This is a genomic window from Microbulbifer mixtoriginis (SeqCode), from assembly GCF_052467705.1.
In genome coordinates this window covers 2330869-2344896 of sequence record NZ_CP174322.1, presented here as the reverse complement: position 1 = coordinate 2344896, position 14028 = coordinate 2330869, and the positions used below count along the sequence as shown (strand labels likewise).

The 14028-nt window shown below is 41.2% G+C and carries 13 protein-coding genes and 1 pseudogene; 3 read left to right on the top strand and 11 right to left on the bottom strand.

All coding sequences use genetic code 11. From position 1 onward, the window contains the following. Window positions 1-345: 345 nt before the first annotated feature. From ACJJIB_RS10445 to ACJJIB_RS10420, 6 genes and pseudogenes are all read right to left on the bottom strand, one after another. Window positions 346-786 carry an acyl-CoA thioesterase gene (locus ACJJIB_RS10445; protein WP_444888835.1) on the bottom strand — a complete coding sequence of 147 codons (441 nt, stop codon included), beginning with the start codon at window positions 784-786 and terminating at the stop codon, window positions 346-348. Beyond that, window positions 783-1949: an iron-containing alcohol dehydrogenase gene (locus ACJJIB_RS10440; RefSeq protein WP_444888834.1), complete on the bottom strand. Its 1167-nt coding sequence runs from the start codon at window positions 1947-1949 to the stop codon at window positions 783-785. The genes ACJJIB_RS10445 and ACJJIB_RS10440 overlap by 4 nt, the downstream gene beginning before the upstream one ends. A gap of 744 nt (window positions 1950-2693) precedes the next feature. Then, window positions 2694-2966, bottom strand: coding sequence for a hypothetical protein (locus ACJJIB_RS10435; protein ID WP_444888833.1), 273 nt, complete (start codon window positions 2964-2966; stop codon window positions 2694-2696). Between the two features lie 566 nt (window positions 2967-3532). Continuing rightward, the gene (locus ACJJIB_RS10430) at window positions 3533-4828 is read right to left on the bottom strand and encodes a serine hydrolase domain-containing protein (RefSeq protein ID WP_444888832.1); all 1296 of its coding nucleotides are present in this window, start codon (window positions 4826-4828) and stop codon (window positions 3533-3535) included. A 1333-nt stretch (window positions 4829-6161) separates the two neighbouring features. After that, window positions 6162-6761, bottom strand: coding sequence for a dihydrofolate reductase family protein (locus tag ACJJIB_RS10425; RefSeq protein ID WP_444888831.1), 600 nt, complete (start codon window positions 6759-6761; stop codon window positions 6162-6164). Window positions 6762-6946: 185 nt separating this feature from the next. Beyond that, window positions 6947-7290 (bottom strand): annotated as a pseudogene (locus tag ACJJIB_RS10420) (GFA family protein). Window positions 7291-7895: 605 nt separating this feature from the next. Here ACJJIB_RS10420 and ACJJIB_RS10415 point away from each other — a divergent pair. Continuing rightward, window positions 7896-8777: an SDR family oxidoreductase gene (locus ACJJIB_RS10415; protein WP_444888830.1), complete on the top strand. Its 882-nt coding sequence runs from the start codon at window positions 7896-7898 to the stop codon at window positions 8775-8777. Here the strand turns inward: ACJJIB_RS10415 and ACJJIB_RS10410 are convergent. Continuing rightward, a complete protein-coding gene (locus ACJJIB_RS10410) occupies window positions 8772-9677 on the bottom strand; it encodes a LysR family transcriptional regulator (RefSeq protein WP_444888829.1) in 906 nt (301 codons plus the stop codon). The genes ACJJIB_RS10415 and ACJJIB_RS10410 overlap by 6 nt on opposite strands. A gap of 101 nt (window positions 9678-9778) precedes the next feature. Between ACJJIB_RS10410 and ACJJIB_RS10405 the strand changes: the two genes are divergently transcribed. Beyond that, window positions 9779-10213 (top strand): PACE efflux transporter, encoded by a 435-nt coding sequence (locus tag ACJJIB_RS10405; protein WP_444888828.1) that lies wholly within the window; start codon window positions 9779-9781, stop codon window positions 10211-10213. A gap of 181 nt (window positions 10214-10394) precedes the next feature. Beyond that, window positions 10395-10532, top strand: coding sequence for a carbon storage regulator (locus ACJJIB_RS10400; RefSeq protein WP_444888926.1), 138 nt, complete (start codon window positions 10395-10397; stop codon window positions 10530-10532). 217 nt (window positions 10533-10749) lie between these two features. Here the strand turns inward: ACJJIB_RS10400 and ACJJIB_RS10395 are convergent, their stop codons facing one another. The 4 genes from ACJJIB_RS10395 to ACJJIB_RS10380 form a co-directional block, all read right to left on the bottom strand. Further along, entirely contained in the window at window positions 10750-11385 is a 636-nt protein-coding gene (locus tag ACJJIB_RS10395) for a hypothetical protein (protein WP_444888827.1), read from the bottom strand. Window positions 11386-12276: 891 nt separating this feature from the next. After that, window positions 12277-12537: a hypothetical protein gene (locus ACJJIB_RS10390; protein WP_444888826.1), complete on the bottom strand. Its 261-nt coding sequence runs from the start codon at window positions 12535-12537 to the stop codon at window positions 12277-12279. 88 nt (window positions 12538-12625) lie between these two features. Continuing rightward, the gene (locus ACJJIB_RS10385) at window positions 12626-13183 is read right to left on the bottom strand and encodes a hypothetical protein (protein ID WP_444888825.1); all 558 of its coding nucleotides are present in this window, start codon (window positions 13181-13183) and stop codon (window positions 12626-12628) included. 66 nt (window positions 13184-13249) lie between these two features. Further along, a complete protein-coding gene (locus ACJJIB_RS10380; RefSeq protein ID WP_444888824.1) occupies window positions 13250-13831 on the bottom strand; it encodes a hypothetical protein in 582 nt (193 codons plus the stop codon). Between the last annotated feature and the right edge of the window lie 197 nt (window positions 13832-14028).

Genomic DNA, 14028 nt, shown 5'->3' with positions numbered 1-14028 from the left:
TTCACGATGGAGAGGCCCCACCCACACCTCCTCCCCATTATCCTCATAGTGGTATCTCTGAGGGCACACTATCTCAAAGATAGCCAATGTCGCAGCTCTATAGTTACCTTCATATGTATCAGAAAGCAGCCCCCTCTATAAGTGAAAAACCAACACTATCTGGGACGATCAACTGAGTTCAAGACATAGTTAGCGTTACTGCAATCTGTATACTCTAATTTTATCAGTTACCTTTTCCCATTCATCTTCATAACGGGCTGAACGAAAATAGGCCATCAGTGTAAAGAGTAATCCTGGACACCAACCAATTAAAAAGTATAACCCCCAACCCTATCGACTAAAAAGTTAACCAGCACCAAATGATGCACTTTGTAACGCCTTGAGCAATTGACCAGAAATTTTTGTCGGCTGTTCGGTATGACGATTAACAAAGACATGCGTCATAGAGCCATGTGCACATGCATTTTCTTGATTTTCTTTAAAAATCGCAACACCATATTCCACCGAAGAATTGCCTATTCTATTAACCCTAAAAGCACCAAGTATTTTTTCAGGGTAAGAAATACTGGCCAAATAATTACAATCAGATTTGACTATGTAACCAATGTTCTCACTGGTTTTAATATCTAAGTCAGCCTTATTAATCAAAAAGTTGTTCACAATTGTGTCAAAGTATGAGTAGTAAACTACATTATTTACATGCCCATACACATCATTATCCATCCATCTGGTAGTTAACTCTTCAAAATAAAAATAATCTGTACGTAACACAGCCTGCTTACTCACAAAGCCTCCTCATAAGCAGCCTGATAAATCAAGAGTGCATCATCATGAGACAGCGGTTTCGGATTATTGATTAGTAAGCGAGTTTGTAGCATTGCATCTGTGGCGAGTATCTCTAAATGGTGCTCGCCAATATCTAATTGCTTTAAGGTCCGGGGTAATTTTAATCGTTCAATTAGCTGCTCAATAAAGACAATGAGATCAGAACACACTTTTTGATCTGATTGAGACGTATTTATGTGTTCACAAATATATGGCGCCAATTCACTATAGAGCTTGGCTGTATCACTCTGATTAAAGCGCATTACATGTGGTAATACTAACGAGTTACCCAATCCATGAGGTACATGAAAATGCCCCCCTAATGGATATGCTAGAGCATGTACAGCGGCAACTGGTGCATTGGCAAAAGCTTGACCTGCAAGGCAGGCACCCAATAACATATTTTGTCTTGCTTCTATGTCCTCGCCATGATGTGTGGCCTGTTCTATATTTCTTGATAGCAATAACAACGCCTGCTTAGCTAGCATATCTGAATAGGCATTTTTTTTATGCTTAGACGTATATGCCTCTATGGCATGCACCATAGCATCAATGCCAGTTGCAGCAGTCACATGAGCTGGTAACCCTAGAGTTAATTGTGCATCTAATAAGGCAACATCTGGTAATAATTGTTTAGCGACGATGCCATCTTTGGTGGTTTCCCCTGTTGTTAAAACCGCGATGGGTGTTACTTCTGAACCGGTGCCAGCAGTGGTAGGTATTAAAACCAAAGGTACGCGAACTCCTTGAACTCGTTCAAGCCCATATAGCTGTTCTAGAGGTTGGTGAGAATCCATCATTACAGCAACCACTTTAGCGGTATCCATTGAACTGCCACCACCAAATCCAATTACACCATCAACATTATGCTGCTTTGCTAAGGCTACTGCCGACAATACGATCTGCTCTTTAGGATCAGCACTAACTCCATCAAAGATAATGGTCGCGAATTTACTATGTAATTGCTCCTTCAGTCTCTCAACCAAACCACAATTTACAATACCTTGATCAGTGACCACTAACAACTTAGTTATATTTAGTTGGTCACATATCTCACTAATTTTATTTAACCCGCCAGGGCCGTTTATAATCGATTTTGTAGTATTAAATTCAAAACTTAACATAGGATTGCCATCGCCTTAATTATTATGTGTCACAGTTTCGTTTGGCTATAGTTCCATTTCAAATCCTAGGGAACTTCTGATTAGCTCAAAGTGAATTTGGTGCTAATCAGTTGTCAGTCAAGACTACGATAAATGAATCACCAAGTCACCAATGTAGATACGCCGATTAAAGGGCTACTCAATAGTATTGCGAAATAAAGATGCACGTTGATACTGATAGTATTATTGGGCTTAGTGAATAGCCGGTTTGGCTGAATAGGTCCCATGCAAAGCCTTATAACGCAAACTCCCGACTGCAAGTCTACCTGGATGTATTCAAAATGTGCCGCAAGAGGCCTATGTTCTTTACTCTTGCTCCAATAGTACCCTTTATAGTAACGGTATTTCATTTATTCTAGAAATATTACCTCAAGCAGAGATATGAGATTTATAAGATTCTCTGACGTATCTAGATCATTTGGCAGCTAAACCTCTCTCCAGCCCCCTCAACCAGTGTGAGCGTGCGTTCAACGTATCTGGTAATGACGCACGAGGTTGGGTACGGGCCAGAGATAGATCCAAGGCTTCAATGCCATATAGACTAGGCCGTTAACCGAGGTTTATACCTAACTTTCTTCTCCTTCGCGCTACTCCACCATTGGGGAACTCAGGCCAAAGACGCTTTCAAACGATATATTGATGGAAAAGGGATCTTTATTGAAAAAAACAGAGATCATATTCTGGCCTAAATGTATCTTGGGCGTGTTACATATGCTTGTTTATTGCATCTAAAAATTTAACTTTGAAATTTATTAACTCCAATGATTCAGCTGTAAAAATTAATGCTAATGCTTGATCCACAAAAATGTAAACTGCCCCATGAACTTCCTCAATTCGTTCAACCACTGCCCAGCCATAGAAACTATGGCCATATTGACAGGTTTCCTTAATACCCTCTGAAGCAATCTCGTACTCTCTAGAGCCTAAAATTATTCCATCTTTGTTTGATATGATGACACAGCCCTTTGAGCCTTCCATGACTTGGCATTCAGCGATGCCATCCCAGTACTCTAAATACAACCCTTACCTACGATCTGGTAAGATCACTTACTGGCGGAGAGGTTTTAGTTGTAGAACTGTACAATATCACTAAAGGGTATGATCTGGATCTGTTCTCTATTAAAAGAGTATTAGAGTTGTCCAGAAACTGTAACAGAGCTTGTATGTAATTGCTCGGTGGCTATAGCTTTGGTCAGCTGGATTGGTCTTATACTATTGATAAAGCTTATTCGGGTGGTAGTTTCCAAAGGTCGAAAAAGCTCAGTAAAAGTTATTTTCACGTAGGTGCGGGCTTTCGCTATTATCTTACTGACTCCCTGTATATGAGTGCTGAATATACACTGCACAATATTGGCAAGATAGCGATTACGATGTAAACGTGTTTGAACATGCTGAGTTTGACTAGAAATACCATGATATCCGGCAGACAGGTGTTTCCTACACTTTTAAGCGCCATGCACTTTGCAATGACATAAGTCAACGTCGTATTTCTAAGGGAGGATTTTATTCCCCCTTAGAAATATTTAGAGCCCCGAAACAGGTTGTTACCGTCCTTGAGTCGCCTCAAAGAGGTCTTTAATTAATTTTTCAATACTCTCTGTCTTATCTCCACGATCAGTGTTAGCCAATAAGATTACTCCAACGTTATCCTTTGGATTGAACACTAGGTAGGAAAAATATCCAAGCTCAGCTCCGTTGTGACCGATTAGAATATGGTCTTTACCCCCATAATTCCAAAGCCAGTCAGAATACCAGAAGACCCCAAAACCATTCTGGTAAGGCGTCAGCATTTGATTAACTGATTCTGCCTCGAGGATCTTGATGCCAGATTTTCGTGAAGCTAACACTCCTTCGTTCATTACTGCGGCTAAAAATCTCGCCATATCAAATGCACTACTCCGTAGGCCACCATCTGGCCAGGTTGCGAGTTCATAAAATGGAATTGAAGATAGGGTGTTATCAACTGTGGTATGAGGGCTTGCCAGGTTGCTCTGGTTTAACTTGGAGAAACTCCAGCTGGTATTGTGCATACCAAGAGGGGTAAAAATCTCTTGCTCTGCATAATCAGCCAGAGTTAAGCCTGTGCTAAGTTCCACTGAGTAGCCAGCTAATGCTGCGGCGATATTTGAGTATTTGTAGTCTTGTCCGGGTGGTAAGCCCGTGAAGTTACTACTGGAATCGTAAAATTCCCCATCACTGTCCAAATAGGCACCGAGAAATCCATCCAGTGTAATTGGACTGCTATCTGGACAGAATCCAGGCTCTATTAAGTTGAACAACTTTGTATGAGTACCGTCGCCATGATCGATATAGTAGCTGCACCGGTAAGCCAGACTGTCTTTAATTCCCGAGCTGTGAGTTACAAGGTCTCGAATGGTGATAGGTAAGGAGTCTGGATTGTCAATGTTAAAGCCATCTTCACCCAGTAAGTTTTGAATTTCCTGATCTAAATAGAGATAGCCGTCCTCCTGCGCTATGGCCATAGCAGTACCCATAACTACCTTACTGATGGATGCCAGCCAAAATGAAGTATTCCTGGTAACCCTTTCATTATTTTCAAGACTTTTTACACCGTAGCCTTTAGACCATATAACAGGCTTTTCTGGATTGGTAACTATAGCTACGGCCATGCCTGGAACTTTGTAGTCCAGCATATACTTTTTAATCATACGATCAATAGTATGCTTCTTACCTGGTTTAAATACCTCTTTGTATACTCCCGGACTATCAAGATGAATCGCTGAAGCATTAGTATCTACAGCATTTCCATTGTTGGAGATTAATAGCATGAATAAGAGGAGAGGTTGAGCAAATACTGATTTTCTATGACGATATTCCATGCCAAAGCTTCCTTTCTTGAATGTTACTTGATTGAGTAAAAGTCTGCCGTACAGCTCTATATCGATAGTATTATTTTCACTAATTTCTGAACCTCTGATGAATACAATTACTAATTTTTAGCCAATTAAAATCGACAACTTGACTATTAAAACAGGCGCTAAGAGTTGAATTCCAGAAACTTCTTTTGTCAACTTTACCGACTGCGGTAACCGGTAACACATAAAGCTGCTCTGGTAGCTTAAGGTTGGCCAGGCCCCTCTCGGTTAAGAAGTCGCGCAATCCTTGTAGGCTTGGCGCCTTGTCTACACATACGATGGCCGCTCCAACTTGTTCTCCCAGCTCTTTGTCTAGCAAGGGAATAAGAGCTGCTTGTTGATTGCGTACATTTGATACTTAGAGAATTTGGGATAATGGCTTTGAACACTATTAGCCACCTCAGAGGCTAAATACTTTCTCTTATTACCCCAATTATTTGATAATTTACGTCTTAAATCCCTTTTGAAGATCCGTATGGCTTTGCGCTTACCAGGCAACAATTTTAGAGCCACACTATCAAATACCTTTTCAATTAATTCAGAAACTATATCTATATATCACGCTTTTCTATCATTCCAAAGCTTATCAGCCTGGTCATACACTAAAATAAAGAGGACCAAGAAGCCACTTTCCATCCCTACACACTCTTTTATTTCTCCCCAAAGAACAAATTCCCAGGCCTCTCTTCTAAAGGCTTCACTCTTACAGCATGGGTACTGGTACACATACACACCCGCAAATCTCTCCCTGTCCATTAAGAAGAGATCTACGTGAGCGTAAAAAAGAACAAGAACTAGACACTGGAAGGTGTTGAGAACAAACTCTTCAAGGAAGGAAACTCCAGCCGAGTCTTATCAATAGAAGATAAAACTGTATTTGACAGTAAGATACCGATATCGCACAAACACCTAAGTCAGTAACTGCATTATTTACCGGCTGATGTATTGACCGGTTATGCCTTTTAACCTAAAGGGATGAAATCGATTGGGGTTTCAGACAACTCATTGTGTAAATCTTGATCGATTTTACCAGTCTGATTTCTGCCATTTACAATCTATTCAGGTGGGGTATGGTATGAAATATTCTACCTAAAATCTTCATCCTCGATTAAACCATCATTTTGTATTTGGTTTGTAAATAGCTCAATATGCTCTTTAATCTCGTCGAGTGCCATTTGCATCACTGGTCACTCTGTGGATTCACTTTTGCGTTAACCGCGAAAATTACTCAACCCGAAAAGAAATATATTGCCTTGCATCAGAGACTATACGAGTGAGTGTCTATCTAAGTAAAATTTCATACTGCACTGCGATCTAGTGATTGATAGAAGTGCATAAAGGCTCCTGAAGGACACGTCGCAAATTTTATAAGTTTGTATTTCGACGAAATTTCACCGCTTTCAAATAAGCGTTTTCCTTCACCAACAACTACCGGAAAGGTCCAAAGTCTAAGCTCATCTACCAAGTTATGCTTAAGAAGTAACTGCACTAATTGCCAACTACCGTGAACCTGTAACAGGGGCCCATCTATTTCTTTAATTTTTGCGACCTCTACAGCTGCATTAGAGCTCTTTAGTTTAAAGGAATTATTCCATGCTAGGTCATCAGTACCTGATGTCACCACATATTTTTTTGCCCGATTTAGTTTGTCTGCTACTGGGTTATCAGGTTCAGCACTGGCAAAATTTGAGGCAAATAAATTATATGTATTACGGCCTAATAGCAGGTCATACGGTTCCTTCATTGCCTCCTTTGAAACTTGTTCCATAACGTCATCCCAACAATCCTTTGCCCAACCTCCATGACGGAAGCCGCCTGAAAAATCTTCCTCGGGTATACTGGGTGCTTGCATTACACCGTCAAGAGTTTGAAATATCAATATGGCTAAATTTCTCATTGGCTGATTCTCTCGAGGGGTAAATCATTTATGGCATCTTATGCAGGCTTACTCGTAGAAATACAAATCTTCAAACGTTGTATAAAACGCCGCTTAATAACAATCTCAAAAAAGCAGGAACGTAATAAGCACCCACTAGACATAGCTCGAACTGTCTTGTAGGCCTCTGGCCCGAGTGGCTACAATCACATCTTTGGCACTTTTTCAATCTTTTGTAAATCTGGGTCCATATAATCCCAAGGTTCGCCGCTACTTTCATATACGATCATCGTAGGGTTGAATTGCTCCAAATCATGAAGACTTCCGGCATGGACAAATTCTAACCACGGCATACCACTGTTTTCTGCATAATTATGCGAACCACAGCGAGGACAAAAACCCCTCCTTACTGTATTTCTACTATCCGCCTGCTTCTCATGAATCGCAATATCACCGTTGATGATTAAATTCCGTGAGGAACAGCAATATCGGCAATGTGTCCTGCGGCACTAACTTTCTGACAATCTGTACAATGGCCGTGTCCAGCCATTACAGTCTCTTCGGAGCAATTATAACTAATAAAACGGTACAAACACTCTCCTGATGTTTTGGGCATGAATTTCTACCATTACTTACGAAATTGAAGTTACTAATCTACCATTTCATTTTTTCTGTATAAGTGTGCGTGTACGAGCCCTGACGATCAATTTATGCGTTCCGATTGCCCTATCGTGAACGGACTGGATGTATTTGGCGATAAATGGACGCTAGTTATTCTAAGAGACTTGCTATGTGGTAAAGAAACCTATAGCGAATGGAATACTTGCTATACATTAATAATAAATGGATGAGCAAAATAAACTGAATACCAATACCCGATGACACCCGCCACCCAAATTAGGTGATCATTTAATCAGAAGGCGAAATCGCAAATTTCAAATTTGATGCAGACGATATTTTAGTATTTAGACTAAAGAGTAGTCAGTCATGGCCGACTTTAAGTTAATTACCCCCTAAAACCTGTCGGTCGCTTAGATACGTTTATGCAGTGAAAGCTTTCGTAGTATCTGTTTGATAGATGGTACATAACTGTAAGATTTTTTAGACCTTAGGCAATGTATGGGCTACTTCATTCATTACTTTAAAGGTTGAATCATGCAGAAAACTATTACGATTATTGGCGCCACAGGTCATTTAGGTCGTCAGGTAGCACGAAAACTGGATCAAAAAGGTGTAAAGGTAACTGCGATCGTGAGGGACGTAATTAGCGCCCGCACTATCCTCCCGGAGGGTATCCAGCTTCTCGAAGCAGATGTCTCGGACAAAGAGAGCTTGGTCTCGGCACTGGTTGGTACCAAAACGCTTTATATTACCCTGAATACTACGTCACTTGACCCTAGCTTACCCTTTCACACTGAACGTGAAGGAGTGATTAATATCGTTGAGGCTGCAAAGGTCACTGGTGTGCAGCACATTATGCAGATTGCAGGTATTGATTATCTACATCCGGAATTAGCAGATAAGGGCCTAGAGTATGAGACCAATATAATCCGTAAACCAGGCATAGAGGCCATTAAAAATTCTGGCATTGATTACACTTTCTTCTTCTGTTCGTTCTTCCTAGATACTTTTCCTACATTCATTGAGAACGATCAATTTGCTATCATCGGTAATCATGTTCACCCTATCTATTACACCAATACAACAGATCTGGCAGAGATGATCGGTAATGCTATCGGGAATGAGATGGCTTACAACCAGAGTTTTTCGGTTCAGGGTACTGAGGGGATGTCTTTGCCTGAAGCAGCCAAGAAGTTTGTCGAGGGCTATTCTCCGGGAACAGAAATTGTCCTCCTCCCTATCGCCGCCATTGCAGAAATGGGACTGCCCGAAGAACAGGCAGTATTCATGGAGCATATGCTGACTTACGTAGAACAGCTAAAGGAGCAACCAGTGAGTCAAAAAACTTGGCAGGTGTTAGGTAAACCAGATACAACTATCACAGATTTTGCCCGAGATCTGTCAAACGCTTCATAGCGACTGATCCTTGTTCAGTATTGCGTCCTCTGTGCTCAGCCACTTCATCAAATCAGTGGCTGCGGGACCCAGTGGACGCTTACTGGACCAGATAATATCTACACCGTGTGACAGCTCTTTCTCCTGCTCAAATACTAGGGGAAGCTGTATCAGTTTTTTCGCCGCTATCCCCTTCGCAACCACGTGTAGTGGCAATACTGCCCAGCCCAAATTAGCCTCGACAAGGTCAAGTGCATCATCGACACGTGACACACTCCACACGTCGGGAGACACCAGCCAGCGAGTTTGGCTGGATATCTCAAACTCCTGCAATAAGATTTGTCGGTATTGTTTCAGGTCTTCCCAGGTAACTTCAGTGAGTCTCGCAATCGGGTGATCAACGCAGGCGATGCCTGTAAGCTTCAGATGGCCCAGGGCCCTGAAATCGCATCCAGCGGGCACTTCATCCAGTTGTGTGATAATCCCGAGTTGGGCTATATCCCCTTCAACCCAGGTCTGTACATCCTGAACACTTCCCGCTCTGAGCGTAATTTGAACATTCGGATATTTGGTCTCAAACTCTTGAAAGAGTCCACCCAGGTTTTTAATACGAACATGCTGGGCAATAGCCAACGTCAACCGGGCCTCGACATCCAGAGACAACCCCTGTGCGATCGCCATCAATCGCTCACGTTGCTCGATAAGATTCCGTGCGCGTTCCAGCAGTGACTCACCAGCGTCCGTCAATCGCGGGTATCGTTGACTTCGATCAAATAGATTGACTCCCAAGTCAACCTCCAGGTTCGATACCAGTGAGCTGATTACCGACTGTGCCTTTCCACATTTACGTGCAGCCGCTGAGAACGAGCCAGCCTGCTCAGTAGCTACAAATGCTTCCAGTTGTTCAATAGAAACTGCCATTCACTCAATCTATCTATTTAACGTATGGTATCCAATTTTTTCCATCTAAATTAACTATATATCATTCAAGCATATTTTCTCAAGCAGAGTGAGTATGGTTGATGACTTATTCATTGAAGAATCGTTTAGTGCAGGCAGTTTCCTACGAGTTTTTCCTGCTGCTCACGGGTGGCTTACTAGTGGTACCAATGTTTGATTTGGAGGTACACCAGTCGTTGGCAATTGCAGCTGGACTATCACTATTTGCGTTGGTCTGGAATATGATTTTCAATCACGCCTTTGACTGGTACTTATTGAATATACGTAAAAACCCAGAAAAGACATTTATCGTTAGAGCCATACATGCGTTATTGTTTGAGGGGGGTATGTTGGTACTGACGTTGCCAGTAATCGCCTGGAGCTTTAATCTGACTATCCTAGAAGCATTTATGCTTGAGATAGTCATGGTGATTTACATCGTGATATATACCTATGTATTCAACTATTGGTTCGATAGGCTGCATAGCTCGTTTCAAGTTACTGAACACAATCGTTAAAGGTCTTCTCCACTTTCTATTTTAGATGAAATGTAGGACCAGTTAAGATACACAACGCCCGAATCACCCGACGGGGGGTCAGATACATGCTTTTACTATCTATTTAGCTCAATACCGATACTGATCTTACCCATCAACGACGGACACCCTCTTAAACGATAAGCTACGCATTGGAACATAAATCTCAATAAAAGTACTGAAAGTAAAAGACAATCAAGTAAAGGTAGACATCCACGCTCCCAACTCCCTACACGTCCACCACGAAGAAATCTATGTGTGCATTGAAAAGGAACGAAAAGTGGATAAGGGAAGGCGTTGATGGCAGATACTGCAAGGAAGGAAGCCCACCGGTGTCTTCTCTATAGAGGTTTAACTTTACCAAGCTTTGCCTATCACACTAATCGGGATAAGGAGGCAACTCACGGTACTTCTTTTCTCAATTTGTGCATTTGTTCATTGGCTACGATTGGTGGACGCCCATTTGCTTTGCCTTAGATAAAAATATTTATCGTGACAATAAGAATGGGCGTTTTTTATTAGATGTTGAATAGCGAATTGGGGTCTATTTTCCCGGTATCATTTCCCTTATTAAACCGTGGTGGCGCTGCAAGTGCATGCCCATGACGAGAACTTCTTCTTTTAACTGTTTTCAGTTGCTCCAGGGATTCCGCTGATATTGACCCTTTTAGCTCCATGACAAACTCAACCCAGTTCATATCAACACCGCCCATAGCATATGCAAGTCGTTTTACACAAAGAGGCGTCCAAACAGGCTTGTGTCGTGATGAACCGCCTTTATTTGAACCGGCTTTTAGTACTCTGGAGGCTATCGTTGAACAGTTTTTTTTCACAAACTTATAAGATGCACCCGGTTTATTTCGAATCTCTTGCCACTTAGCAAGCATACTTAATGTATCGAGCTTGTTTTTAGGAATTCTAATAACATGATCGGGTGCATATCCCTCTTCATCTCGAATGTCCTCCAGAAACGAATCACCCGCGAGTCCCCCACCGCCTTGGGCAGGCCACCAGCTAACATAAAATGTGTCATTATTAACCCCATAATTCACCCACTCATCCACAATATTAAGTGATGCATGACCAATAACTTCGTGCCCTCTGCCGACCTTCGACGAAACTAAATTGTTATTCCAAATAAATACTGTTGCCATAAGAAATTTCCTTTTAGTGCGAGTCTCATATTATATGTACATCAGGGCAAACAAATGCAACCATCTGACTGACTAAAAGTCAAACAAAACTAATATGTAAAGATCGCTCAAACTAATGGGTGCCTCCATTTACTTTCCTTCTTGCCTTGCTTGACTGCGATAACAAGCAAGAAGTGGCTAAGCGCTTCAACTTATATGGCCTCGAGTGCTTGACACATAACGTTGGAATTTCTTTTCCAAGCTCCGGGGATTCTTTACTTGCCAGCTGGAATTGTGTCCCAATAGCGGCCGAAGACTGACCGAAAATCGTAGTCAACAACATCGTTGTTCTTATGGTTACCAATAGATTTGCTACTACAATTTCTATAGAATGAAAGTTTTTACTTCGCTTAATTCAGCTCATAGGTGCTTTCATATAAACAAATGCGGCTAGCAGTTATCCAAAAAGTAGCATCTATATTTCACGCATCTCTATAATTTTGCACTTTTTTATTCTAATTTTTTTGAAAAAGAGTTTAAAAATCAAGAGTTATGTTTCTCTCCAGAAAAATAGAAGGAGCTGCTCTTGAATTCTGATATTCAGAGCGGAACGTAACTGTCAAAACTACCTTTACCCTCATCTTGTAGTGATTTAGATAGGAACCCATCTTCCACTACCACACACCCACAAATCCCTCCTTATCCGTCAGAAAGAGATCTATGTGCGCACACAAAAAACAAAAAGTAAATACTGGAAGGCGTTGAGAACAAACTCTTCAAGGTAGAAAACTCCAGTCAAATCTCCTTGATAGAAGGTATAACTTTATTAGGCAGTAAGATACAGTTATCACACCAATACCTAAGTCAATAACTGTATTGTCTGTGGGCTGATGCATAGACTGGTTATGCTTTTTAACCAAGCGGAATGAAGTCGGCTGGTGTTTTAGATAACTCACTGTGCAAATCTTGACCGATTTCACCAACCTGATTTCTACCATTCCACAATCTATTCAGATGAGATATGGTATGAAATATTTGCACCTTAAAATCTTCATCGTCAATTAAACCATCATTTTTCATTTGGTTTGCAAGTGGCTCAATTTGCTCCTTAATCTCGCCTAGCTCCATTAGCATCAATGGCCATTCTACAGGGTTGTCTTTTGCATTAATCATGAGAATATTCTATATTCTAAAAACATAACACAACTGTTTGAGGTCTGGCACAGCTTTGATACGCTTTCCTTTGCAATTTTGTTATGAATCACTTCCTTTTCCAAATATCGAAATCGCAGTTGCTGGCAACTGCGAAGTAATCTCCACACCACGAAAACCCAAAAGCTTCAATAAAATCAGTTCTTAGCTTTATGCAGCCGTCTTGGAACCTCTCAGATAGAGGGTCAGCAGATGGGTCGCAAAAGTACAAATCATGTTGTGGCCAATTAGGAGAATAACATATCAAAGATTCTCCAATACATGTACTACTGGGAAGTCCTCCACCATTTTGGCCGGCAATCAAGATACGCTCCTCAGATAACTCTCCTATCCCCTCACAAAATATTCCCGAATCATCAATTCCTACAAATTCTTCATAATCTCGAGCTACTTTTTCAGCCGAGTCACAGTTAATAAGCGATCTGCCAGAGGTTGATACGATAAGTGCTAAATTACTTTTTTCCTTAGAGAAGCCGAAGCCAATAAAGCCCCTAATCGCGATACCACCTACACGCTCCCATCCCTCTGGACAATCCGAGTTTTGGATTTTTGCCAAGAGGTTTATAAGCCTCTTTCGGTTTTCTTCAAGGTATCCAGGCATACTCATAAATTATAATGACCCCGCAATAGACATGTACTTGTGAACAACCTAATTGTCACGTTTGTTAAATGCTTACTTAGCTGCACTGCTTAACACCCAAAATCCGATGGGCCAAACGGCTAACAAAGAGTAAGTGATCAGGTTGGCATTACGCACCTTAATCTTGACACTTACTGGGGGTAGCGTTTTGTTTAGCTTTTGCGAAATAAAATACTCTGACCACCATGACGCAAAGAAGAAAGGGATCAATAATATCAATCCTGCAGCTGGGATCATCCAGTTTAGGTCTTCCTCATATGGTATTAGCCATGGCGCCTGCCAAGTAACCGCTAGTATTTTACCCATGAGTGAATCAATTCCGTAGGCTCCACCGCCACCAGTAACTAGTTGAATCAAAACAAGAAGAAGCCAAGTAAGAGGAATACCTATAATTGTTGAAGCTACATTAGAAATACTTACTGTTTTCAAAGATTGGACGAGAGGAAGCGTCATGCCCTTTGATATATAAAGTGTTTCTATGGCTATGATCGGTACAAACGAAACCAGAAATGCTGGCATAGCCAAAAATAACATCGGTACACCAGCATTAGCGTAGGCTATACCGGGAGCAAGTAGGGCTAAAAAAGCTAATAAGATTTTGCTTGATTTATGCACACTTTCCTCTTGGCATTTAACTGGTAATTCAAAAGCAGCATCTATATATCATGCTTCTCCCTAATTCCAAAGCTCATCAACCTGATCACACAAAAAGATACAGTGGATCAAGAAGCCTTCTGTAACGTGTATACATATTTAAGGAAAGATTTTGATAGAAGCCTGAACAAGGATCTACTGATCTAAACATTAATCAT